A 22,555-nucleotide genomic window follows, 5' to 3' on the forward strand; every position below is an offset into this window, starting at 1 on the left:
CTCCTTTTCTCTTACAACCAGTTTTTGCGCTTAAAGTAGAGATAAGGCGCTAAGCCGGCGAGCATCATAAAGATAATCGCGCCGGGGTAGCCAAAGCTCCACTTCAGCTCAGGCATAAACTCGAAGTTCATCCCGTAGCTGGACGCCACCAGCGTCGGCGGCAGGAAGACAACCGAGACCACCGAGAAGATCTTGATGATGCGGTTCTGCTCGATGTTGATAAAACCCATCGCCGCCTGCATCAGGAAGTTAACCTTCTGGAACAGCGATTCGTTATGCGGCAGCAGGGATTCGATATCTCGCAGAATTTCGCGAGCCTGTTCCAGCTGGCTGCCCGGCAAACGCGCTTTGCGCACGAGGAAGTTAAGCGCGCGCTGGGTATCCATCAGGCACAGGCGAACTTTCCAGCCGATATCTTCCAACTCTGCCAGCGTCGAAAGCGCGGCATCGTATTCGTCGCCCTGATGCCCTTCCATGATCACCCGGCTGAGCTGCTCCAGGTCGCTATAGATGTTTTCGATTTCATCCGCCAGCTGTTCGATTTTGGTTTCAAACAGGTCCAGCAGCAGTTCCCACGCGTTACCGTCCACCATCGACTGATTACGGGCACGCATACGATAGAGGCGAAATGCCGGCAGTTCGCGTTCACGCAGCGTATAAAGGCGGCCTTCACGAATCGTAAAAGCGACCGTGCTGTTGCCCGCGTGATCGTCCGCATCTTCAAAGAAGAAAAAGGAGTGGATGTGAAGGCCGTCTTCGTCCTCGAAGAAACGCGCGGACGCCTCGATGTCTTCCAGCTCTGGTCGGGTTGCCAGGCTTTGGCCAAGTTCCGTTTGCACACGCTCTCGCTCGCTCTCTTCCGGCTCGACGAGATCGACCCATACCGAGTTGGCAAGGGTATCCGTCTCGTCCAGCTCAAGGCGGGCAAGGCGATTATTTTCCAGTTGAAATGCGCTCAGCATGACCGGGACTCCCAATGCAAAAAAAGATCAGGGACAATTCGGTTGGCACACAGACAGAAACAATAGAGGTTTCAGACCATTAAACAGTCTGACTCAAGGGGCGACGGAATGAAAATACACGAGGTCGCTGACAACCACGAAGGCTATCAGCATTAGAGGATAGCCTTAGAAGTTGTACCTGGATGACAGGTTATTGAGCCAGCATCTACTGGGTGTGTCCAAGGCGAGTGTCCTCTTAGCGTATTCGTGCGCGCATGTTACGCCACCACCAATATGGCGTCAACACGCAACGGGACACGGCTGAACAAGTTCATACCAGTGACATATTAAGGGTAGCGTACACGCAGAAAATAGCGATTATTTTCTGTAGCTTACACTGTTTCTAAGCGAGCGTAAGCGGCAACCAGCCACTTAATTCCCTGCCCCTGGAACGCCACCTGCAGACGGCTGTGCTCGCCGCTGCCTTCCAAATTCACAATGGTGCCTTCGCCAAATTTCGGATGACGTACGCGCTGCCCCAGGCTAAACCCCGAATCGTTCTGCGCAATCGGCGTGCCCATACGCTGATGGCTGACCGGGCGGCTGATGCTGGCGCGCAGACGCACCTCTTCCACACAGTTTTCCGGCAGCTCGCCGATAAAGCGCGAGGGGCGATGGTAGGCTTCTTTGCCGTACAGGCGACGTGTTTCTGCGTAGGTCAGCGTCAGCTTCTGCATCGCCCGGGTTACGCCGACGTAGGCCAGACGGCGCTCTTCTTCCAGGCGCCCGCCCTCGTCGAGGGACATCTGGCTCGGGAACATGCCCTCTTCCATTCCCACGATAAACACCTGCGGGAATTCGAGGCCTTTCGCCGAGTGCAGGGTCATCAGTTGCACCGCGTCCTGCCAGGTGTCCGCCTGCCCTTCACCCGCTTCCAGCGCGGCGTGGGAGAGAAACGCCTGCAGCGGCATTAAATCTTCATCTTCGTCGTTGTAGCTGAACTGGCGCGTTGCCGTTACCAGTTCCTCTAAGTTCTCAATGCGGGTCTGGCCTTTCTCGCCTTTTTCCTGCTCATACATCATGAACAGCCCGGAATCTTTAATCACCCGGTCGGTCTGGACATGCAGCGGCATATCCGCCGTTTCATGGGCGAGCGCATCAATCAGCTCCATAAAGCGCTGCAGGGCCGAAGCTGCACGACCGGCCAGCGCTTTTTCCTGCAGCAGCAGGCGGCAAGATTGCCACAGCGTTAGTTGCTGGTCGCGGGCAGTCTGGCGTACCACGTCAAGCGTGCGATCGCCGATACCGCGGGTTGGCGTATTCACCACACGCTCAAAGGCAGCATCGTCGTTGCGGTTGGCCATCAGGCGCAAATAGGAGAGCGCATCTTTGATTTCCTGGCGTTCGAAGAAGCGCATCCCGCCGTAGATACGGTAAGGCATGCTTCCCTGCAGCAGCGCCTCCTCCAGCACTCGCGACTGGGCGTTACTGCGGTACAGAATGGCGCACTGCTCCAGCGCGCCGCCGTTTTCCTGCCAGGTTTTAATACGGTTGACCACGAAGCGGGCTTCGTCCAGCTCGTTGAACGCACAATAGATTGAGATAGGCTCGCCGTCGCTGCCGTCGGTCCACAGCTCTTTGCCGAGTCGGCCGGAGTTATTGGCGATCAGGGCGTTGGCCGCATTCAGAATGTTGTTCGTCGAGCGATAGTTTTGCTCCAGACGGATAGTTTGCGCCCCCGGGAAGTCATTCAGGAAGCGCTGGATATTTTCTACCTGAGCGCCACGCCAGCCGTAGATCGACTGGTCATCATCGCCCACGATCATCACTTTACCGGTATCTCCGGCCAGCAGGCGGATCCACGCATACTGGATGCTGTTGGTATCCTGGAATTCGTCCACCAGGATATTGGTGAAGCGCTCACGGTAGTGGTTCAGGATGTGCGGCTTGTTCAGCCATAGCTCGTGGGCGCGCAGCAGCAGCTCGGCAAAGTCCACCAGCCCGGCGCGGTCACAGGCTTCCTGATAGGCCTGGTAAACTTTCTGCCAGGTTTGCTCCACCGGATTACCGTAGCTTTCGACGTGGTGCGGGCGCAGCCCTTCATCTTTTTTGCCGTTGATGTACCACATCGCCTGGCGCGCAGGCCACTGCTTATCATCCAGGTTCATGGCTTTAATCAGGCGCTTAAGCAGGCGCAGCTGATCTTCGCTGTCGAGGATCTGGAAGTCCTGCGGCAGGTTTGCATCCATGTGGTGAGCGCGCAGCAGACGGTGCGCAAGGCCGTGGAAGGTGCCGACCCACATGCCGCCCTGGCTGGTGCCCATCAGTTGGCCAATACGGTGGCGCATTTCCGCCGCCGCTTTGTTGGTAAAGGTCACCGCCATGATGGAGTAAGGCGAGCAGTTTTCTACCGTCATCAGCCACGCAATGCGGTGCACAAGCACGCGCGTCTTACCACTGCCTGCCCCGGCCAGCACCAGCATATTGCTGCGCGTGGCGGCAACCGCTTCGCGCTGTTTATCGTTGAGGCTGTCGAGCAGGTAAGAAACGTCCATTGGCACCGCCGAAAAAGAGAAAGAGTTGGCACAGCCAACCACTGGTGATTTATACAGAATTATTGTTGATTATATCAGCGCGGTCAGGGATGCCAACCGCGAAATCTCGAGATGCGGCAGCAAACGGCTGTCATCGATTCGCATCAGGTCGCCCTCACGCAGGTTAATCCAGCAGGCCTGCATACCGCAGCGCACCGCACCTGCTACGTCAGTAGTCAGGTCATCACCTACGTGCAGGATTTGCTCCAGCGGAACGCCTAAGCGCTCGGCAGCGGTATGGTACATATCGCTGAAGGGTTTAGCGCGACCATCCGGCCCGGCGCGAAGAATAAATTCAAAGTAGTTATCCAGCCCAAACAGGTGCGGCTCTGCGTTACCGTTGGTGATTGCCACCAGCGGCCATTTCTTCGCAAGCTTTGCCAGCGTGTCGTGCGTTTCCTGCGGCACGTCGATGCGGCTACGCCACTGAGCAAAGTTTTCCATCGCCGCGTCGGCACCGGAAAAAGCCTCTTCAGGACTAAGCCCGGCATCCAGCATCATCTGCTCGACGGCACGACGGCGCCATTCGGTAACGTCATGATAGATTTCCGGCTCTTTCAGGCGTAGCGCTTCCCGGCTGCGGTGGAAGTCCCGTGCGGTAAAGGCGCTAAGCTTCGGATGATAGCTCTGCACAAAGGCCAGAGACTCCTGAGTGGTACGCATAATCACCGGATGGTTATCATAAAGCGTATCGTCGAGGTCGAAGGTCAGGGCGGCAATTTGCCCGAGTGGGCGGTAAAAATGCATTACGATTTCCCCCGTTTGGCGCGTGGATGCGCGGCATCATACACCGAGGCTAAATGTTGAAAGTCGAGATGGGTATAAATTTGGGTGGTGGAAAGATTGGCGTGCCCGAGCAGCTCCTGAACGGCGCGCAAATCGCCGCTGGACTCCAGCATATGCGTGGCAAAAGAGTGGCGCAGTTTATGCGGATGTACGTGGCTGCTTAACCCTTGCCTGATGCCCCACTCAGCAAACCGCTTTTGCACGTTGCGGGCGGATATTCGTTTGCCCGTCTTCGCCAGGAAGAGCGCATCATCGTCCGGGCCAAACAGCTCACGCAGATCCAGCCAGTGCTCAACCCAGGTGACCGCACTGCGCCCAACGGGTACGCGGCGCTCTTTGCTGCCCTTACCCATCACCCAGACTTCACCGGTCGAAAGATCGATGTGGCCACAGTTCATGTTCACCAGTTCTGAAAGACGCAGGCCTGCGCCGTACATGGCTTCCAGCATCGCACGGTCACGTACCGCCAGCGGATCGTTCAGATCGATGTCCAGCAGATGGTTTACATCATCGACTTCGATGTTCTTCGGCAGGTGACGACCAGCTTTTGGCGTAGTGATGCCTTTGGCCGGATTCGCCTTTAGCTCTCCCTGGCCGATCATCCAGTCAAAAAAGCTGCGCAGTGCTGAAAGTCTTAGCGCCAGGCTGGAGGCCTGCAGGCCAGCTCTGCGGCTACGCACGGCCAGAGAACGCACGGCGGCGGCGTCGCATTGCTGCCAGCCGCTGAGCTTCATCTCTTCGGCAATGTGGATAATCGCCGTGAGTTGGCGCCGGTAGTTCAGGAGAGTGAGCGGGCTGAGCTGGCGCTCAACCTTCAGATATCGAAGAAAGCCATCAACGTGAGAGGTTAATACGGAAGCGGTCATGCACGCTCAACCCAGCGCTCCAGCAGATCGGGCAGCATCAGCGCAAGCTCGTGCAGCAGCTGAGTGCCCTGTCCCTGCTGATAGTGTTGCGGGTCGCGGCTGCTAAACAGCAGAACGCCAAGATCGCCGTCGTTACCCATCAGCGACATAGCAACGGAACCAATCGCTTTCGCCTGCGGCAAGACCAGCAACAGCTCCGGGCCATTGAGTGGGCCAAGATAGTGCTGGCTTTCGCCAAGGCGCTGAATGCGCAGCGGCTCAAAGGCCTGACGATTCAATGCCAGATGGGTAAAGTCCGAGGGAGCGCCGATGCGCCAGCGGTCGGCAAAAAGCCGGACATTCGCCCCCGCCAGCCCAATTTCCCGCGCCCAGCGGTGCAGCCGGTTCAGCATCTCCTGCAGGCTGGAAGCCGAGGCCAGCCGGCCCTGAAGCTTCAGCAGCCGGTAGAACAGGCCTTCGTTGGCGCTCGCCTGCTCCATCAACAACGTCATGTTCTCTTCGAGGTTGTTGATATGGTTACGGCTGCGGGCCATATGCCATTCCACCAGCGAAACGGTGCCGCGAACCGGGTGAGGAACCTGCATGCTCTCCACCTGGTGGGCATTGCGAATAAAGAAATCGGGGTTGCGCTGTAAGTATTCGGCAACGGCGAGATCGTTAAGCTCAAGAAGGGCTTCTTGCTGTTCCTCGGCATTCTTCATAGATGTATAAATCCATCATAGACGTGGGCCGCCGGGCCGGTCATATACAGCGGTGAACCGGGCCCTTTCCAGGCGATATCAAGGCGACCGCCGGGCAGTTCAACCCGCACCTGCTCCGCCAGTAATCCTTGCTGAATGCCAACCGCCACTGCACCACAGGCGCCGCTGCCGCAGGCCTGGGTTTCACCCGCGCCGCGCTCATAAACGCGCAGTCGGATGTGTTCGCGGCTTACCACCTGCATAAAGCCGATGTTGGCACGTTCCGGGAAGCGCTCATGGCCTTCCATCACCGGTCCCAAAGTCTCTACCGCGGCGGTTTCGATGTCATCGACCTGAATCACGCAGTGCGGGTTACCCATTGAAACCACGCCGCACATAATGGTTTGTTCGGCGGCACGCATAATATAGGTCTTTTCCGCTTTGTTTGCCCGGAACGGTACCTGAGAAGGTTCGAAGTTCGGCTCGCCCATGTTGACGCGCACCGTCTCATCTTCCGTGACGCTCAGAACCATTCGGCCATTGGCGGTGCTGACGCGAATTTCACGCTTATTGGTCAGCCCTTTCAGGCGCACAAAGCGGGCAAAACAGCGTGCGCCGTTGCCACACTGGGAAACTTCACTGCCGTCGGCGTTAAAGATCCGATAATGGAAGTCGAGATCGGGATCGTAAGGTGGCTCAACGATCAGCAGCTGATCGAAACCCACACCATGATGACGATCCGCCAGGCGCCGGATCAGCTCCGGAGAGAAATAAACATTCTGCGTCACCGCGTCGACGACCATAAAGTCATTACCGAGGCCATGCATTTTAGAGAACTGCATCTTCTGCTCCATTAGCGCGGTTACAAAGCACGGTTTAGCTAGTAAACAACCTGAGTCGGTGCGTCATCAATGCCGCGACTGTTGCGGACCGGTGCCGTCTGGACAGGTTTTTCAGGGGTTGCGCTATGGGTAGTCGGCGTCGCTTTTTTATCGGCCGGAGGGAAATAAAGAGGCCCCTTCAGGCCACAGCCGGTAAGGCTTACAAGCGTCAGTGCCAAAGCTAGAGGGCAGAAAATCTTCTTCATTATCGGGTAGCCTGTGATTCACTATTCTGCCGTCTATCATCGCAGGTGAACCCTGAAAAGCAATACTCTTCGTTACCCAGACCGCTGAAAATAGCCTTCCCGCAAACCAGGCAAGAAAATAATCTCTGGTTTACGCTACTTATGGGGCCTCCGTTCGGAAAATGCCGGGCGCCGCCTCCTCACTGCTCCAGGCTGATGCTGTTGTCTTTCATGAGGTAACGCAGATGAAACGGATTGGTATTACGGGTCTTGAACGTGAAGCAATGCAGAATTTAATCGAACGGGCTGCGCCCGGCAGGTTTACCACTCAGTTGGTGAGCGACATTGATGCAGCAAATTACGTTAAGCGAGGCGAACTTCATTACACTATCGGCGCATTTAAGTCGGGCATTGGTCCCGCGCTGGACGTTGCTGTAGCCGTACTCGGCCCGGAAAAATGCTGTACCGTGACGCGCCCCGGCTCCCCTGCCAGAGAGGAACAAATCGCCCGCTGGGTGCGGGACGGGAAAGTCGCCTTCGGCATCGCTATTGAAAACGCGCCGCACGCCGTTCCTTTGCTAGTGCACTATCTGGATGATGCCTGAGCGGCAGTTTCTAATTGACGGCGATGCTTTTATACTGCCCTGAAATCTCAACAGGAAGCAGACATGAACGACAGCGAATTCCACCTTTTAGCCGATAACCTGTGGCGTACTATCGAAGAGCGCCTGGATGACTGGGACGGCGATAGCGATCTTGACTGTGAGATCAACGGCGGCGTGCTGACCATCAGCTTTGAAAACGGCAGCAAAATCATCATCAATCGCCAGGAGCCGTTACACCAGGTGTGGCTGGCAACCAAAAGCGGCGGTTATCACTTCAACCTGAAAGGTGACGAGTGGATTTGTGACCGTAGCGGCGCAGAGTTTTGGCAATTGCTGGAAGAAGCCAGCACGCAGCAGGCGGGTGAAGCGGTTAGCTTTCGCTGATTATTGCTGATACTGCTGCAGCAGCGGCGCTGAGTTATCGTCCGGATTGACCGGCGCGGCTGTTGCCATTGACTGGGTGCGGAACGGAATGACCTGCATCCGGCCATCAACCTTCACAATCTGATAGAACTGCGGCAGGTTGAAGTTAATGAAGCTTGAGCCGTAGGTAAAGCGATCGTGGGACGAGGAGTAGAAGCGGCTAACGTCGCGCACCAGCTCTTCTTTGCTGCCTTCGCAGTGGTGATAAACCTCGGCGCGGTTGCTCTCATCCAGTATATAGATGTTGAAGCCCTGATCTTCGCTGGCCTCTTCAAAGAAGAACTGAATAATCCCTTCACTGGCAAAGCCATCCACCACCGCCGGCAGTTGAACCTGGTTGGTGCCTACCTGCACCGACAGGCCGTGCAGCTTGTTGTGCGAAATCGCGCCATAGAACTCAACGGCGTTTTCCAGCTTCTGAACGGAGACGTTCAGCCGCTCAAAGAACAGGCCCCAGGTCTGGCCGGAAACGCGCAGCGCTTTGAAGCGGCCCGGTTCCTGACGCGTGCTGGAAAGGCGGAATTCGATGCATTCAGACACCAGCTGCTGCACGCGAGTACGAATCAGGCCGCGCAGATGCTGGCTATAGCAGAAGACCTCGACGCTATCCGGCGGGGCGGCATCCTGGTGCATTTTACCGAGAATGGTTTTTAACGCTTCGATCATCGCCTGCTCGCCGTTGAAGTGCAGGGTACGCACCTCATTCCACGAGTTGCGGTACAGCAGATCAACGCTGCCAATCAGGCACTGCTGCTGCTCACCGAAGCTGAACACGTCCAGCTTGCGGAAGTCGAAGTGCACCACCTGATTGCGGAAGGCTGCCGTCGGGTCGTACTCGAGGTTGACGATAATCGCCAGATGGCGAATCTCGCACGGGCTGTACAACGCTTTCGGCGTTGGGGCCGGGAGACGAAGCGGGAAGTGATGGGAAACATCCGCCACCATTTCCTGTAGCTTAGGTAAGTCACAAATGCCGTTGCCCTTAATAAACAGGCGGGTACGCGAGGTCAGCAGGCCGTTAAAGTACGCCCATGCCACCAGCTTATTAAGATAACGGTTATATTCCAGCGGTTGATGGCTGACGATGGAGTCCATGTTTGGCGCGCGATTGTAGAGATACCAGCCGGAGCGGTTGGCTCGGCCAGGCGGCACATGGATAAAGGTCAGGTTCGGTTCAGAGAGATCCGGGGAAATTTGCGGGTTAACGAGCGTGACTTTGCCCGGCAGCGCTTCAAACGCGGCGTACAGCTTACGCGTTAACACGCCGATGTCCTGCGGGCTGGCCGAAACGCTAAGGTTGTTGCGGCGCGCAAAGCGGATCAGGTTGCGGTAGCTCTGCATCATCGCATCGAGCAGCTCGTTATGCGCTTCGCGTACCTGGTCGATTTTCCAGTTCGCCCGGTTATCCAGCATCGCCAGGCGGCTATCGTCCCAGCCCCAGCTTTTCACCATCTGGCTCAACACTTCACGACGCCAGCCCACACAGGTGCGCTCACGCGAGAGTTTTTCACAGACCTTCAGGTAGAAACAGCGGCGAACCAGGTCCAGGCGCGCATGATCTTCAATTTGCGTCAGGTACTCGGTAACGCGCTCCAGCATCATGCAGTACGGGTCGAGACCAAAAGAGACTATCTCGCCGTCGTGCAGGCGCTGCTTGATATCTTTAGCCAGCAGGCGGGTGTTCGGGTATTCCCAGGAGTAGGCTTCCAGCAGCAGCGTTTTCAGCACCGCCTTATACGGCGAATCGATGCTTTTATACAGCTGCCACAGGCTGGCACCAAAGTACTCTTCGGCGGACAGGGAGCTTAAGCCACCGAGATCCAGCCACTCGTTTGGCGTCAGCACGCCCTGAGCATAAAGGGTCATTACGTAATCGTCGTAATGCTCTTCTTCATCGCCCGGGACCATGTTCCACAGAATGCGTTTCCCGGCCAGACGCACGGCCGTACGGTAAAACTCGTCCAGCAGCAGGATGTGCTGGGTAGAACCGCAGTCTTCGCCGCCCAGGCTGCCGCTTTCGTTGTGGCGGAAGCGGTTTTCATCGATCAGGAAGAAGCTAACCTCGACGCCAAGGGACGCCGCCCAGCTTTCCAGCAGGCTGCATTTACGCTGCAGCAGGTGGCGCTCGTCATTATCGAGCCAGGACTGGTGACAAACCCAGATATCAAGGTCAGAAGAGCAGCTCTGCCCCACGGAGGAGGTGCTGCCCATAGAATAGAGGCCGGTGATCGGCAGTTCGCCCGCTGGCGTCTCCTGAGGCGGCATGCCGCGCTGCAGTTCGAGTTCGTCCAGGTAGTGGCGTTGGGTTTCATCAGGCGTGTAGATGCAAATGCCACAGGGAACGTTACCGTCAAGGTAACCTGGCATCAGCGGGTGATGATAATGTAATAACGTTGGCAGTAGACTGTAGACCTGTTGAAAGGCAGGCCCCATAGCAGCAAGCGCACGATCTACGCGCAGTTGGTTGATGGCATCCAGTCTCTGTTTAAGTGTCTCAATATAGAGGTACAAGACGTATCGCCTGATGGTTTCAGTATTACGAAAAAACCCGTTTCCTGGTTGTTGTCCCCATTATTATAAACGATCGGGACAGCAATTGCTGGAAACGTGATCAATTTAACACCTTGCCTGTTGACCGTAAAGAAAGATGCGCTACCAAAGTGGTAGAGACCCTGGCCACAGGCTGTTTCTTCCATAATACGAATCACGTCCCTCTGTTGCCGCAGAAACCGCCGAACCTGACAGCCTTCCGCTAAGAGTGGTAGGATGGTCGGTGGACGATAATTACGGTAACAAGCATGTTAGACAATATACTCAGAATTGCCACTCGCCAAAGTCCCCTTGCACTCTGGCAAGCACATTATGTTAAGCAGCGCCTGGAAGCCTTCCACCCGCAGCTCACCGTTGAGCTGGTGCCAATGGTCACGCGCGGCGACGTTTTGCTGGATACCCCGCTTGCCAAAGTGGGCGGTAAAGGACTGTTCGTTAAAGAGCTGGAGCTGGCAATGCTGGACGGGCGCGCGGACATCGCCGTGCACTCGCTTAAGGATGTCCCGGTGGAATTCCCTGAAGGTCTTGGGCTGGTCACCATCTGCGAGCGTGACGATCCCCGCGACGCCTTTGTCTCCAATCATTACCAAACGCTGGATGAGCTTCCGGCCGGCAGTATCGTGGGCACCTCAAGCCTGCGTCGCCAGTGCCAGATAGCCGAACAGCGTCCCGATTTAGTGATTCGCTCCCTGCGCGGCAATCTCGGTACCCGTTTGGGTAAGTTAGATAAGGGCGAATACGATGCCATTATTCTTGCCGTCGCCGGGCTAAACCGCCTTGAGATGCAGGATCGCATTCGCTACGCGCTGCCGCCGGAAGTGTCTCTGCCCGCCGTCGGTCAGGGCGCAGTTGGCATTGAATGCCGCCTGGACGATGAGCGCACCAAAGCGCTGCTGGCTCCGCTGAATCACCATGAAACCGCCATTCGCGTCAGCGCAGAACGCGCGATGAATATGCGCCTTGAAGGCGGCTGTCAGGTGCCAATCGGTAGCTATGCCGAGCTGAAAGATAATGAACTCTGGCTTCGCGCATTAGTCGGCGCGCCTGACGGTTCCGTGATGGTACGCGGCGAACGCCGTGGTAAACCGGAAGATGCCGTAGCCATGGGCGTTTCACTGGCGGAAGAGCTGCTGGATAACGGTGCTCGCGAGATCCTCGCTGACGTTTATGATGGAGATGCTCCCGCATGACGATCCTTGTCACCCGCCCCTCCCCTGCCGGGGAAGAGTTAGTGAGCCGTCTGCGCGCACTCGGGCAGGTGGCGTATAGCTTCCCGCTTATCGAGTTCTCGCCCGGTCGGCAGCTGTCACAGCTTCCGGCCCAGCTTGCGGCGCTTGCGCCCGGCGATCTGGTCTTTGTTCTTTCGCAGCACGTGATTGACTATGCCGCCCCTCTTTTGCGCCGCAGCGGCATCCCCTGGCCGGATAAACTAAGCTGGTTTGCCATAGGCCGGACAACCGCGCTGGCTTTTCATACCGTCAGCCATATTCCCGTTCGTTACCCACAAGATCGGGAAACCAGCGAAGTCTTGCTACAATTACCTGAATTACAGAATGTTGCCGGCAAACGCGCGTTAATTTTACGTGGAAACGGCGGGCGTGAACTGCTGGGTGAAACGCTCGAGGCGCGAGGCGCTGAGGTCAGCTTCTGTGAGTGTTATCAGCGAAGCGCTATTATTTACGATGGAATAGAAGAAGCTAACCGCTGGCATGCGCGAGGGATCTCGACGCTGGTGGTCACCAGCGGTGAAATGCTGCAGCAGCTGTACACGCTAACGCCCGACTGGTATCGCGAAAACTGGCTACTTCGCTGCCGGTTGCTGGTTGTCAGCGAGCGCTTAGCGGACCTTGCCCGGGAAATGGGCTGGCAGAATATTCGGGTCGCCGCGAATGCGGACAATGACGCGCTGCTACGTGCGTTACAACACACCTAACAATAACAGGACGCCACAATGACGGAACAAAATAACTCCTCCGCCATGGTTGAGGAAACCACACCCGCGGTGGAGACGCCATCGCAGCCCGAGCCAGCGACGAAGAAAAATCGTTCCGGCGTGGCGGGTATCGCGCTGGGAGCGATTGCCATTGCGATTGCTCTGGCGTTAGGCGGCGGGCTTTATAGCTATGGCAAACATCAGGTATCAACCCAGACGGCGACCAGCGATGCGCTGGCTAATCAGCTGATTGCCCTGCAGAAGCAGCAGGAAACGCAGAAGAGCGAATTTGATGCCACGCTGAAACAGCAGGCTACCGCACTCAGCGATGCCAATAAGCAGCAGGCAGCCCTGGCGCACCAGTTAGATGAAGTGCAGCAAAAGGTCGCGACAATTTCCGGCAGTGACTCGAAAACCTGGCTGCTGGCACAGGCTGACTTCCTCGTGAAGCTTGCGGGCCGTAAGCTGTGGAGCGATCAGGACGTTACAACAGCCGCGGCGCTGTTAAAAAGCGCCGATGCCAGCCTGGCCGATATGAACGACCCGAGCCTAATCACCGCTCGCCGCGCGCTAACGGATGATATTTCAACGCTGTCTACGGTGACCCAGGTCGACTACGACGGGATTATTCTCAAGCTGAATCAGCTCTCTAACGGCCTGGATAACCTGCGTCTTGCCGATAACGACAGCGATGATTCACCGATGGATTCTGACAGCGGCGAGCTGTCAGGCACGATTACCGAATGGCGTCAGAACCTGGTAAAAAGCTGGCATAGCTTTATGGATAGCTTTATCACTATCCGCCGCCGCGATGAAACTGCAGTGCCGCTGCTGGCACCGAATCAGGATATTTACCTGCGCGAAAATATTCGCTCCCGTCTGCTGGTCGCCGCGCAGGCTGTACCACGCCATCAGGAAGATACCTACAAGCAGGCCCTGGACAATGTGTCTACCTGGGTGCGTGCCTATTACGATACGAATGATTCAGCCACCAAAGCATTCCTTGAAGAGCTTGATGGCCTGAGCCAGCAAAGCATCCATATGGATATCCCGCAAACGCTGCAAAGCCAGGCGCTGCTGGAAAAACTGATGCAAACCCGAGTACGCAATTTACTTGCCCAGCCGGCAAGCCCTGCGATCGATAACGCACAGCCAGAGGCAGCGCCAGCACAACCTGCGCCTGCCGCAGGCCAGGGGGAATAAGCATGATTAAAGTCTTATTGCTCTTCCTGCTGCTGATTGCAGGCATCGTTCTGGGCCCAATACTGGCAGGTCACCAGGGTTACGTATTAATCCAGACCGACAACTACAACGTTGAAACCAGCGTAACCGGCCTGGTCATTATTCTGATCCTGACGATGGTGGTGCTGTTTGCTATCGAATGGGTATTGCGCCGTATTTTCCGTACCGGTGCCCGTACCCGCGGTTGGTTCCTGGGCCGCAAGCGCAGCCGTGCCCGTAAGCAAACTAAAGCCGCACTGCTAAAACTGGCCGAAGGCGATTATCAGCAGGTTGAGAAGCTGATGAGCAAGAATGCCGACCACGCTGAACAGCCGGTGGTGAACTATCTGCTTGCCGCAGAGGCAGCTCAACAGCGCGGCGATGAGATTCGCGCCAATCAGCATCTTGAGCGCGCGGCCGAACTGGCGGATAACGATCAGCTCCCGGTCGAAATCACACGCGTTCGTTTGCAGCTGGCACGTAATGAAAACCACGCGGCACGCCACGGCATTGATAAGCTTCTGGAGGTCGCACCTCGCCATCCTGAAGTCCTTCGTCTGGCCGAGCAGGCTTATTTGAGAACCGGCGCGTGGAGTTCGCTGCTGGATATTCTACCCGCAATGGAGAAAGTGCAGATCGGCGATGAAGCCCACCGTGAAGTACTCCAGCAGCAGGCCTGGATCGGGCTCATGGATCAGGCGATGGCCGATCAGGGCAACGATGGCCTGAAGGCCTGGTGGCGGAATCAAAGTCGGAAAACGCGTCACCAGACAACGCTGCAGGTGGCAATGGCCGAACATCTCATCGAGTGCGACGATCATGATGCCGCGCAGGAGATAATCATCGACGGGCTGAAGCGCCAGTACGACGATCGCCTGGTGTTATTGATGCCGCGCCTGAAGTCGGGTAATCCGGAGCAGTTAGAGAAAGTCCTGCGTCAGCAGATCAAAACTCAGGGCGATCGTCCTCTGCTGCAAAGCACGCTGGGACAGTTGCTGATGAAACATGGCGAATGGCAGCAGGCAAGCGACGCATTCCGTGAGGCCATTAAGCAACGTCCGGATGCTTATGATTACGCCTGGCTGGCAGATTCTCTCGATAAACTGCACAAACCTGAAGAAGCGGCAACCATGCGCCGTGATGGCCTGCTGCTGACCCTGCAGAGCAATTCCAATCCATAATTTAAGGCGGCATTCTGCCGCCTTCCCTTTCCTGCACGCAAAAAAAAACACCTGCCATAAGGCAGGTGTTAAAACAGGTCTGTTTGACAACTAAGTGGTGCTTCACTCAACGTTATGTCCATGGTGTTGGATGAGACCCCATCGGGGCGACATCTGTCGGTGGACGATAAGCACCGTAATCGGCTCTGCGTCATTCCTGGGTTTATGAAGCCTAAGCGAACATAAGAAGTGGAATGAGCATCTACGAATTTATTATTGCACAATGCATGCCAGGTTTGCATTTAGAAACTAAGCCAACCGCTAATATTAGTAGTTTCATAGTATTAGCATAACCGAAGTAACCCTTTCAGATGCCCCGGCATTCCCTTCATCACGAAAAGCTTTTGTCTCCTTAAGGAGACGAGTTAGCGCTTTATTTATAAATTACTTTAAAAACAAAGAACTATATGTCTCCATTTAGAGACATGAAATGACCCTCCTGTCGTGTCTGGGCGACAGTAACGACAGATAGCAACATCAAGGCTCAAAAGGCAGGGTTGGGGTATCTGGCATTAATGAGGGCGGGGGGATGGGTAGAACGCGAAAAAGCAAAAAGGCCAGCTCGAAAGCTGGCCTTTTCTAAAGTGGTCGGCGAGAGAGGATTATTCCCCTGCGGGCCGTTGCTAAAGCAACGTTGTCTCGCTACGCTCGGCTCAAACCTCCTTCGGAGGTTCTCATCCTCTTTGAGCTTCAGATGCAAAAAGGCCAGCTCGAAAGCTGGCCTTTTCTAAAGTGGTCGGCGAGAGAGGATTATTCCCCTGCGGGCCGTTGCTAAAGCAACGTTGTCTCGCTGCGCTCGGCTCAAACCTCCTTCGGAGGTTCTCATCCTCTTTAAGCTTCAGATGCAAAAAGGCCAGCTCGAAAGCTGGCCTTTTCTAAGGTGGTCGGCGAGAGAGGATTCGAACCTCCGACCCACTGGTCCCAAACCAGTTGCGCTACCAAGCTGCGCTACTCGCCGAAATACTGCTCTTACTGCGGCCTTCAACGTGCCTGTGACCTTTTACGGTTCGGTGTTGAAAGCAAAAACCCTTCTTCAGAAGGGCTTTTTAAAATTGGTCGGCGAGAGAGGATTCGAACCTCCGACCCACTGGTCCCAAACCAGTTGCGCTACCAAGCTGCGCTACTCGCCGAAATACTGCTTTTACTGCTGATTAATTTAGGTGTGGTGCGAAGAGAGGGACTTGAACCCTCACGTCCGTAAGAACACTAACACCTGAAGCTAGCGCGTCTACCAATTCCGCCACCTTCGCATACATCTAAATTAATGGGGTGGCTAATGGGACTCGAACCCACGACAACTGGAATCACAATCCAGGGCTCTACCAACTGAGCTATAGCCACCACTGTAAAACTTTCACGCGGTACATAATACCACCGCAGCTCTAGCGCCATTATAAATGGTGCGCCCGACAGGATTCGAACCTGAGACCTCTGCCTCCGGAGGGCAGCGCTCTATCCAGCTGAGCTACGGGCGCGTAGCGCCGTTGCGGGGTCGGATAATACGGGCTTCGTGCTCAGCTGTCTAGTGGTTATTTCAATAAAATACGCGCAAAACTGCGCGTTTGGTTATGCTTTGCGCATCCTGATGCTTATCCGTTCAGTTTTTCACTGGCGGCGTACTTATTCAGGCCAAATACCTTATAAACCAACGTCACGGCAGCCAGGAAAATCACCCCAACCGTCAGCGACATCCTCGTGTCTTCATTCAGCCCCATGCCCACCAGAACGCACACAAGGAAGGCCATGGTCAGGTAGTTCGCCCACGGGAATAAAATGGAGCGGAACGGATGGCTGGCGATAGCCTCACGGTGCGCCTTACGGAAGCGAACCTGGCTAATCAGAATCACAAACCACGGCACCATCCCGGGCAATACGCTGGCGCTGTAGACGTAAACGAAGACGCGCTGCGGATTAGGAATGATGTAGTTGAGGCAGGAGCCAAGCAGCAAAATAACGATAGAAATAGCGACGCCCACAACCGGCACGCCACTGCGTGAAACGGTGGCCATTTTAGCCGGAAGCTGACGGTTTTTGGCAAGGGCATACAGCATGCGCCCGCAGCTGTACATGCCGCTGTTACAGCCGGACAGTGCCGCCGTCAGAACAACGAAGTTAATAATTCCTGCCGCCGCCGTAATACCAATCTTCGCAAAGGTCAGCACAAACGGACTGCCGGTGGTGCCAATCTGGTTCCATGGGAAGATAGTCACGATAACGAAAATCGCCCCCACATAGAAAATCAGAATACGCCACAGCACTTTACCCACGGCGCTACGCAAGGTGACCTGCGGGTTTTTCGCTTCACCGGCAGTAATACCGATAAGCTCCACGCCTTGATAAGACGCCACGACAATACACAACGCGGTCAGGAAACCTTTCCAGCCGCCGGCAAAGAAGCCGCCGTGCTCGGTCAGGTTGCTAAAGCCTATCGCCTGCCCATGGTTGCCAAAACCGAAAAAGATAACGCCAAGGCCAACGACGATCATCACGATGATGGTGGTGACTTTAATCATCGCAAACCAGAATTCTATTTCACCGTATAAACGCACCGCGGCCAGGTTCGCTAGCGCCACAAGCCCGACGGCAAAAATGGCCGGCAGCCACTGGGGCAGATCCGGGAACCAGTATTGAACATAAACGCCAATTGCCGTTATTTCGGAGATGCCGACCGCCATCCACATAAACCAGTACGACCACGCCGTAAGGTAACCGAAAAAGGGGCTCATATAGCGGTGCGCGTAGACGGCAAAAGAACCGGCTACGGGCTCAAGGAATAACATCTCCCCCATTGAACGCATAATGAAGAACACGAACAGGCCCGCAACAATGTACGCCAGCAATACCGACGGCCCGGCCCATTTTAGGGTACTGGCGGCGCCCATAAACAGGCCAACACCAATGGTCCCTCCCAGGGCGATAAGTTCGATGTGTCGAGCTTCCAGCCCGCGCTGCAGCTCTGCTTTTTTCTCTGCCATAAATCCTCTGTATTGTGTTTGCTTTTACTCCGGTTTTTACCGGTTATTGTGTTTGGTTGTTGCCAGGCTCAATAACAGGCCATGCAGCGTCGGCAAGCGATTTGCTGGCGCAACATCACTACGGCACTGCATCGAGTGGGCGCAATGGTTCCGTATTTTTTACAAAATTACAAATAACTGCGTAACAAACTGGCCTAAGTCTGGTGGGAAATTGCGCAGAGAAAGCAAAACGCGCCCGGATGAGCGCGTTGGAAGATTTATAGCTTGCCGGTCAAATGCCAGCGCTGATAGCGCAGCAGCCGCAGCTGCCGTTTAATGCGGGTCGGCTGTGAAAGCAGGCGATATAGCCACTCCAGGCCGAGATTTTGCCAGACCTTTGGCGCTCGCTTTACGCGCCCGGTAAAGACGTCATACGTGCCGCCAACGCCCATATAAAGCGCCTGAGGATGCACTTTTCGGCACGCCTGCATCAGGATCTCCTGGCGCGGAGATCCCATCGCCACCGTGACAATCGCGGCACCGCTATCACGAATGCGCTCAAACAATGCCTGCCGCTGCTCGTCCGTAAAATATCCATCCTGACTGCCGACGATATTGACCTGCCAAAGCTGGCGTAATTTAGCCTCAGTCTGGGCCAGAACCTCGGGCTTTCCGCCGACCAAAAACACCGGAGTACCTTCCTGACCGGCCCGCTGCATCAAGGCCTCCCACAGATCGGCACCGGCTACGCGGTTCACTACGGCCTCTGGGTATTTTTTACGGATGGAGCGAACAACGCTGATTCCGTCGGCATATTTATATTCCGCCGCGGCAATAAGGCCACGGATTTGCTCATCATCTTCGGCCGTAAGGACTTTTTCGGCATTGATTGCCACTAACGTGCCCTGACGCAAGTTGCCCCCCGCATAGAGATAATCCAGCGCATGCTGCATATCTCGCCACCCCAGCAGGTTCAGGCCACGGATGTTATAGGAAGGGGCTTCAGTAGAGTTGTTCATGAATATCCTTGTCATGCATTTTGCGTGTCGGCAGCAGGAGCAGGCACGCGACGCAGGCGCTGATGAATAAGCCCTGCGCTTTCAAAAAGCCAGTAAAGTAGTTTTGCCACGACCAGGCAGGCGCCAAAAATGACGAGGAAGAACACCACCCGTGAGACAAAGGAGTCCAGCCCCTCACGGGCCAGAACGATCATATTGAAAATCGCGCCAAAGCAGAACGCGTAGATTATCGCGGCTTTATAGCGGTTGCTTTCCCCGTTCGCCAGCTCATAGAGCCAGTCAAACCATTTGATAATCAGCCCGACGACAACCGCGCCCAGAGGAATAAACCACACGCCTCCCATCACCACCAGCGAGCCAATCAACGTTGGGGAAATCGCCAGTCCCGAATGGTTGTTCAGCACCTGCCAGGTGAAGTAGTTCGCGGTATTAAGCACCGTTCCCGGGCGATCTGGCCATACCCAGCTTGGGATGAAGACATAGAAATCGCGAATAATCGGCGCCAGCCCCTGGAACTCGATCTTGTCGTAGTTTTGCAGCAGCAGGCCAAGGTTTTCCCACGGAGAGAACGTATCGCGAGTCAGATAAAGGAAGGTATAAAACGCCTCGTCCCCGCTGACGCTCAGGCCATAACGCTTCAGCGCCAGCCAGAACATCCCAACAATTCCCAGCACGCCAGCAGCAGCCAGCATCCAAAGCGTGATCCAGCCGCGAATAATGCCGATGAACAAGAAGATGGCAAAGGCGATGATGATATTAGCGCGCGTCCCGCCAACAATCATGTACGTCAGCAGGCCGAAGGCAACGGTGCTAACCAGGAAGAAGATCCAGGCCCGGCTGTCCTGACGCAGGAAGTACACCACCAGCATCGCTGGAATAAAGAAATAGAAGAAGCGCTTGAGCGCTACGCCTGACACTTCACTGGAGAAAATTTGGCTGTACGAATGCAGCTTAAACAGCAGGAAGCCATTATGGGCGAAGAAAATGCCGACGCTGACCAACGCCACCAGCACCAGCATCAGCCAGGTCAGGTGCGTCTCCACCCGGTTCATGGTAAACAACGGCCGCCGCGCTTTATGCTCAACCTTCGCCCTGAGCCGAGTTTTATAGGTCACATAATAAATGCCGTAGAAGCAGGCTGCCGCAAGCTGAGCCTGCAACAGCACGTCTGCCGGCACCACCGATACGCCAAAACGGAACACCAGGGTACAGGTAAACGGAAAGCCGAAGAAAAAGGTCAGCAGATAAAGCAGCGAAAAGAAGACGTTGAAGTTAAACCGCACGCGGCGAAACTCCTGATACGTCAGCAGCCCGATAAACCCGACCGACAGGAACCAGACGACAAATAACCCGCCAAATTGCGCCAGACTCATTTTTGCTCTCCTGCCGCGATGCTCAACGCGTGATGCCACCCATCGATATAGTTAGGGTTAAAGAAAGCGATGTTTTGTTTATCCAGTAAGCGTAGCTGGCGCTGAGCTTCCCGCACGGTCGCTTCATCAAGCACATCCCCGGTAAATAGTACCGGAACATGCTGCTCGACCATATCCTGCCAGAACGGATTTTTGCGGTTCAGCACGCAGGGGATCCCAGCCTGAATCAGCAGGCACAGCGTGCCAATACCCTGCTGGCGTTCAAAAATAAAATAGCCGAGATCGCACCGGCGCAGCAGTGCCAGGTATTCATTGAATTCAATTTTTTCCGTCAGTAGCTGGAGGTTTTCCGGGCTAAACAACGCGCGGCCGGCCTGTTGCACCTCAGCAATATAAGCTTCGTTATTCGCCGGATAGCCCATCGGCACGACAACGCGAACCGTGTCGCCAAACTGCTGGTGAATGGCCTTCAACGCATCAACATGCTGATTACTGCGATCGCCGGAATTCCCCACCAGCAACGTTAGCTTCTCGCTATGTTGTCGATCGGCCGCCATTGTATTGAGGCTCGGATCCATGCGGGTTGGGAAATACAACAGTTCACCCGGCACACGTGGATGACGCTGATGGAAATAGCTTAAATCCCCACGCGTAGCAAAAACGCGTCCCACGCGCCCCTGGGCAAACCGGCGCAGCCGGTAAAACAGACGGAACTTAATGCTGCGCGAAACCTCATACAGGTCCGCACCCCAGATATGCCAGTTCATCTGCTCAGGCTTCAGGCCACCGGTTAACAACGCAACCCAAAGGCTGCTGTTAAACTGTCCGTGGAAAAAGAAACGTTGCTGCCGGTTCGCTCGGGCTTTAGCCAGAACTTCAGCGGCAATAGCCTGCTTCGAAGGGCAAAGCGTGATCGACAGCGCCGGAAAAGCGGACAACAGGGATTGATCCCCGGACACCACGATAAATTCTCGGGCATGGGGAGTCGTGGCGGCCAGAACGTCGCTAAAGAAACGCAATACCGTCTGATTATGATGCGGGATATCAGATCCCAATACGTGAATCAGTGTTGTCATGCTCGTCTACGATAAATAAGGAAAACGCCACAGCAGAGCGCAAAATAAACAATATAGGTTGCCATGTAGGCCTGGGCCGCACCCAGCGCACCGTGGGCCGGGATCAGCCAGCGTGAGAAGCCGGTTAACAGGGCAAACTGACTGATTTCAGTCAAAATATAAAAACGCAGTGACGCCTTAGCGATGACCAGATAGCCAAACACGTAGGCACCCACTTTCAATACGTCGCCGACAAGCTGCCAGGCAAACAAATCGCGCATGGCGACGAACTTGGGTGAAAACAGCAGCCAGATAGCAAAATCGCGCAGCAGCCAAACCGTCAGGCTTGCCGCCGCCACCGCGGGCAGAACAAACTTTAACGAGCGCACGATTTCCCGCGTAATGGCACTTTTTTCCTTCAGGCGGGCAAGCGTGGGCAGCAGATAAACGCTAAAAGACGCCGTAATAAACTGCAAATAAGCATCTGAAATACTGCTTACCCCTTGCCAGATACCGACTTCGTCCCAGCTGTAGTGCGCCGCCAGAAGGTTTCGCATCATCACATAGGCCACGGGGAGCGTGACTGAGGTGATCAGCGCCATAATAGTAAACTTACCAAGATGGCTGGCCAGCAGCTTATCCCAGCTCGGTTTCAGATAGCTCAACGGAACGTGTTCACGCCTGACGAGCATGATGACCGCAGGGATAACGAGCAATGCAGGCACCAAAGCCAGGCCTAACAACGCCCCCTGATAACCGCCAAAATGATAGCAGGCATAATAAGCCAGCACGCCGATGACGCTGCCGGTAATCAATGCAAGAGCGTTACCTGCGGCGTCACGAAAACCCTTCATGACGGCCAGCGACAGGTTTGCCCATGCAATCCCCATCTGGACCAATGCCACCAGACGCACCAAATTCTGGTAATCAGCATGGCCGAATAGCCCGACGCTGATTGGCCGCGCGGCCAGGACAAAAATCACCGCCAGCAGCGAAGAAAAGCCCAGCACCATCGCCGAGGATGTGCCGAGCACCCGCTTCAGCTGGTCCGGGTTGTCATGATGCTCCGCAACGTATTTGGTGACGCCGTTAAATATACCCGCCCCGGCAAGCACGCCCAGTACGGTAATCATTTGGCGGAAGTTACCGGCCAGCCCCACGCCAGAAGGGCCAAAAGCAACGGCCAGCATTTTGACTACCAGTAAACCGGCACCAATTTTTACCAGCGTGGACCCTGCGGTCCACACTGAAGCTTTAGCTAACGACATA

Annotated in this window: 20 protein-coding genes, 5 tRNA genes and 2 other RNA genes; 6 read left to right on the forward strand and 21 right to left on the reverse strand. The window is 55.5% G+C overall.

All coding sequences use genetic code 11. From position 1 onward, the window contains the following. Positions 1-11: 11 nt before the first annotated feature. The 8 genes from corA to HX778_RS08670 form a co-directional block, all read right to left on the reverse strand. Positions 12-962 (reverse strand): magnesium/cobalt transporter CorA, encoded by a 951-nt coding sequence (corA, locus tag HX778_RS08640; RefSeq protein WP_038476870.1) that lies wholly within the window; start codon positions 960-962, stop codon positions 12-14. A 165-nt stretch (positions 963-1,127) separates the two neighbouring features. After that, positions 1,128-1,184, reverse strand: a complete 57-nt coding sequence (gene ysgD, locus HX778_RS25300) for a YsgD/CorL family protein (RefSeq protein ID WP_353591484.1) — start codon at positions 1,182-1,184, stop codon at positions 1,128-1,130. Between the two features lie 149 nt (positions 1,185-1,333). Further along, positions 1,334-3,496 (reverse strand): DNA helicase II, encoded by a 2,163-nt coding sequence (gene uvrD, locus HX778_RS08645; RefSeq protein ID WP_176981788.1) that lies wholly within the window; start codon positions 3,494-3,496, stop codon positions 1,334-1,336. 69 nt (positions 3,497-3,565) lie between these two features. Continuing rightward, positions 3,566-4,282 (reverse strand): 5-amino-6-(5-phospho-D-ribitylamino)uracil phosphatase YigB, encoded by a 717-nt coding sequence (yigB, locus tag HX778_RS08650; protein ID WP_176981789.1) that lies wholly within the window; start codon positions 4,280-4,282, stop codon positions 3,566-3,568. After that, on the reverse strand, positions 4,282-5,187 hold the full coding sequence (xerC, locus tag HX778_RS08655) for a tyrosine recombinase XerC (protein WP_176981790.1): 906 nt from the start codon (positions 5,185-5,187) through the stop codon (positions 4,282-4,284). Before xerC ends, yigB begins: the two co-directional genes overlap by 1 nt. Next, positions 5,184-5,888, reverse strand: coding sequence for a DUF484 domain-containing protein (locus HX778_RS08660; RefSeq protein ID WP_038476882.1), 705 nt, complete (start codon positions 5,886-5,888; stop codon positions 5,184-5,186). The genes xerC and HX778_RS08660 overlap by 4 nt, the downstream gene beginning before the upstream one ends. Next, positions 5,885-6,709, reverse strand: coding sequence for a diaminopimelate epimerase (dapF, locus tag HX778_RS08665; RefSeq protein ID WP_038476885.1), 825 nt, complete (start codon positions 6,707-6,709; stop codon positions 5,885-5,887). Before dapF ends, HX778_RS08660 begins: the two co-directional genes overlap by 4 nt. A gap of 38 nt (positions 6,710-6,747) precedes the next feature. Further along, entirely contained in the window at positions 6,748-6,954 is a 207-nt protein-coding gene (locus HX778_RS08670; RefSeq protein WP_038476888.1) for a lipoprotein, read from the reverse strand. 224 nt (positions 6,955-7,178) lie between these two features. Between HX778_RS08670 and HX778_RS08675 the strand changes: the two genes are divergently transcribed. Together HX778_RS08675 and cyaY are read left to right on the forward strand one after the other, a co-directional pair. Beyond that, positions 7,179-7,538, forward strand: coding sequence for a DUF2620 family protein (locus HX778_RS08675; protein WP_038483034.1), 360 nt, complete (start codon positions 7,179-7,181; stop codon positions 7,536-7,538). Between the two features lie 63 nt (positions 7,539-7,601). Further along, positions 7,602-7,922, forward strand: a complete 321-nt coding sequence (cyaY, locus tag HX778_RS08680) for an iron donor protein CyaY (protein ID WP_038476891.1) — start codon at positions 7,602-7,604, stop codon at positions 7,920-7,922. Here the strand turns inward: cyaY and cyaA are convergent, their stop codons facing one another. Then, the gene (cyaA, locus tag HX778_RS08685; protein ID WP_176981791.1) at positions 7,923-10,472 is read right to left on the reverse strand and encodes a class I adenylate cyclase; all 2,550 of its coding nucleotides are present in this window, start codon (positions 10,470-10,472) and stop codon (positions 7,923-7,925) included. It abuts the gene before it with no gap. Between the two features lie 287 nt (positions 10,473-10,759). Here cyaA and hemC point away from each other — a divergent pair, with 287 nt between their 5' ends. From hemC to hemY, 4 genes are read left to right on the forward strand one after another with little or no spacing between them, the layout of a single operon-like run. Then, positions 10,760-11,701 (forward strand): hydroxymethylbilane synthase, encoded by a 942-nt coding sequence (gene hemC, locus HX778_RS08690; RefSeq protein ID WP_176981792.1) that lies wholly within the window; start codon positions 10,760-10,762, stop codon positions 11,699-11,701. Further along, positions 11,698-12,444 (forward strand): uroporphyrinogen-III synthase, encoded by a 747-nt coding sequence (gene hemD / locus HX778_RS08695; protein ID WP_176981793.1) that lies wholly within the window; start codon positions 11,698-11,700, stop codon positions 12,442-12,444. The genes hemC and hemD overlap by 4 nt, the downstream gene beginning before the upstream one ends. An 18-nt stretch (positions 12,445-12,462) precedes the next feature. Then, positions 12,463-13,647 carry a uroporphyrinogen-III C-methyltransferase gene (gene hemX / locus HX778_RS08700; protein ID WP_038476903.1) on the forward strand — a complete coding sequence of 395 codons (1,185 nt, stop codon included), beginning with the start codon at positions 12,463-12,465 and terminating at the stop codon, positions 13,645-13,647. A gap of 2 nt (positions 13,648-13,649) precedes the next feature. Further along, positions 13,650-14,846, forward strand: coding sequence for a protoheme IX biogenesis protein HemY (gene hemY / locus HX778_RS08705; protein ID WP_176981794.1), 1,197 nt, complete (start codon positions 13,650-13,652; stop codon positions 14,844-14,846). Between the two features lie 624 nt (positions 14,847-15,470). Here hemY and HX778_RS08710 read toward each other — a convergent pair. From HX778_RS08710 to wzxE, 12 genes are all read right to left on the reverse strand, one after another. After that, positions 15,471-15,584: non-coding RNA, RtT sRNA (locus HX778_RS08710), on the reverse strand. 34 nt (positions 15,585-15,618) lie between these two features. Beyond that, a non-coding RNA gene (locus HX778_RS08715) (RtT sRNA) lies at positions 15,619-15,732 on the reverse strand. Positions 15,733-15,766: 34 nt separating this feature from the next. Next, a tRNA-Pro gene (locus HX778_RS08720) sits at positions 15,767-15,843 on the reverse strand. Positions 15,844-15,938: 95 nt separating this feature from the next. Then, positions 15,939-16,015 (reverse strand) — tRNA-Pro (locus HX778_RS08725). 33 nt (positions 16,016-16,048) lie between these two features. Beyond that, positions 16,049-16,135 (reverse strand) — tRNA-Leu (locus tag HX778_RS08730). Positions 16,136-16,150: 15 nt separating this feature from the next. Next, positions 16,151-16,226 (reverse strand) — tRNA-His (locus HX778_RS08735). A 57-nt stretch (positions 16,227-16,283) separates the two neighbouring features. Continuing rightward, positions 16,284-16,360, reverse strand: a tRNA-Arg gene (locus HX778_RS08740). 114 nt (positions 16,361-16,474) lie between these two features. After that, positions 16,475-17,860 (reverse strand): amino acid permease, encoded by a 1,386-nt coding sequence (locus tag HX778_RS08745; RefSeq protein ID WP_038476908.1) that lies wholly within the window; start codon positions 17,858-17,860, stop codon positions 16,475-16,477. A gap of 257 nt (positions 17,861-18,117) precedes the next feature. After that, entirely contained in the window at positions 18,118-18,858 is a 741-nt protein-coding gene (gene wecG, locus HX778_RS08750; protein WP_038476911.1) for a lipopolysaccharide N-acetylmannosaminouronosyltransferase, read from the reverse strand. A gap of 11 nt (positions 18,859-18,869) precedes the next feature. After that, on the reverse strand, positions 18,870-20,231 hold the full coding sequence (gene wzyE / locus HX778_RS08755; RefSeq protein ID WP_038476914.1) for an ECA oligosaccharide polymerase: 1,362 nt from the start codon (positions 20,229-20,231) through the stop codon (positions 18,870-18,872). Beyond that, positions 20,228-21,307, reverse strand: coding sequence for a TDP-N-acetylfucosamine:lipid II N-acetylfucosaminyltransferase (locus tag HX778_RS08760; protein WP_176981795.1), 1,080 nt, complete (start codon positions 21,305-21,307; stop codon positions 20,228-20,230). The genes wzyE and HX778_RS08760 overlap by 4 nt, the downstream gene beginning before the upstream one ends. Then, positions 21,304-22,554 (reverse strand): lipid III flippase WzxE, encoded by a 1,251-nt coding sequence (wzxE, locus tag HX778_RS08765; RefSeq protein WP_176981796.1) that lies wholly within the window; start codon positions 22,552-22,554, stop codon positions 21,304-21,306. Before wzxE ends, HX778_RS08760 begins: the two co-directional genes overlap by 4 nt. Between the last annotated feature and the right edge of the window lies 1 nt (position 22,555).

This window comes from Cedecea sp. P7760 (assembly GCF_013386425.1).
Lineage (GTDB): Bacteria > Pseudomonadota > Gammaproteobacteria > Enterobacterales > Enterobacteriaceae > Cedecea > Cedecea selenatireducens.

Coding starts and splice junctions, on each gene's coding strand:
- corA (WP_038476870.1), bottom strand. CDS start 962: ATGCTGAGCGCATTTCAACTGGAAAATAATCGCCTTGCCCGCCTTGAG.
- uvrD (WP_176981788.1), bottom strand. CDS start 3,496: ATGGACGTTTCTTACCTGCTCGACAGCCTCAACGATAAACAGCGCGAA.
- yigB (WP_176981789.1), bottom strand. CDS start 4,282: ATGCATTTTTACCGCCCACTCGGGCAAATTGCCGCCCTGACCTTCGAC.
- xerC (WP_176981790.1), bottom strand. CDS start 5,187: ATGACCGCTTCCGTATTAACCTCTCACGTTGATGGCTTTCTTCGATAT.
- HX778_RS08660 (WP_038476882.1), bottom strand. CDS start 5,888: ATGAAGAATGCCGAGGAACAGCAAGAAGCCCTTCTTGAGCTTAACGAT.
- dapF (WP_038476885.1), bottom strand. CDS start 6,709: ATGCAGTTCTCTAAAATGCATGGCCTCGGTAATGACTTTATGGTCGTC.
- HX778_RS08670 (WP_038476888.1), bottom strand. CDS start 6,954: ATGAAGAAGATTTTCTGCCCTCTAGCTTTGGCACTGACGCTTGTAAGC.
- HX778_RS08675 (WP_038483034.1), top strand. CDS start 7,179: ATGAAACGGATTGGTATTACGGGTCTTGAACGTGAAGCAATGCAGAAT.
- cyaY (WP_038476891.1), top strand. CDS start 7,602: ATGAACGACAGCGAATTCCACCTTTTAGCCGATAACCTGTGGCGTACT.
- hemC (WP_176981792.1), top strand. CDS start 10,760: ATGTTAGACAATATACTCAGAATTGCCACTCGCCAAAGTCCCCTTGCA.
- hemD (WP_176981793.1), top strand. CDS start 11,698: ATGACGATCCTTGTCACCCGCCCCTCCCCTGCCGGGGAAGAGTTAGTG.
- hemX (WP_038476903.1), top strand. CDS start 12,463: ATGACGGAACAAAATAACTCCTCCGCCATGGTTGAGGAAACCACACCC.
- hemY (WP_176981794.1), top strand. CDS start 13,650: ATGATTAAAGTCTTATTGCTCTTCCTGCTGCTGATTGCAGGCATCGTT.
- HX778_RS08745 (WP_038476908.1), bottom strand. CDS start 17,860: ATGGCAGAGAAAAAAGCAGAGCTGCAGCGCGGGCTGGAAGCTCGACAC.
- wecG (WP_038476911.1), bottom strand. CDS start 18,858: ATGAACAACTCTACTGAAGCCCCTTCCTATAACATCCGTGGCCTGAAC.
- wzyE (WP_038476914.1), bottom strand. CDS start 20,231: ATGAGTCTGGCGCAATTTGGCGGGTTATTTGTCGTCTGGTTCCTGTCG.
- HX778_RS08760 (WP_176981795.1), bottom strand. CDS start 21,307: ATGACAACACTGATTCACGTATTGGGATCTGATATCCCGCATCATAAT.
- wzxE (WP_176981796.1), bottom strand. CDS start 22,554: ATGTCGTTAGCTAAAGCTTCAGTGTGGACCGCAGGGTCCACGCTGGTA.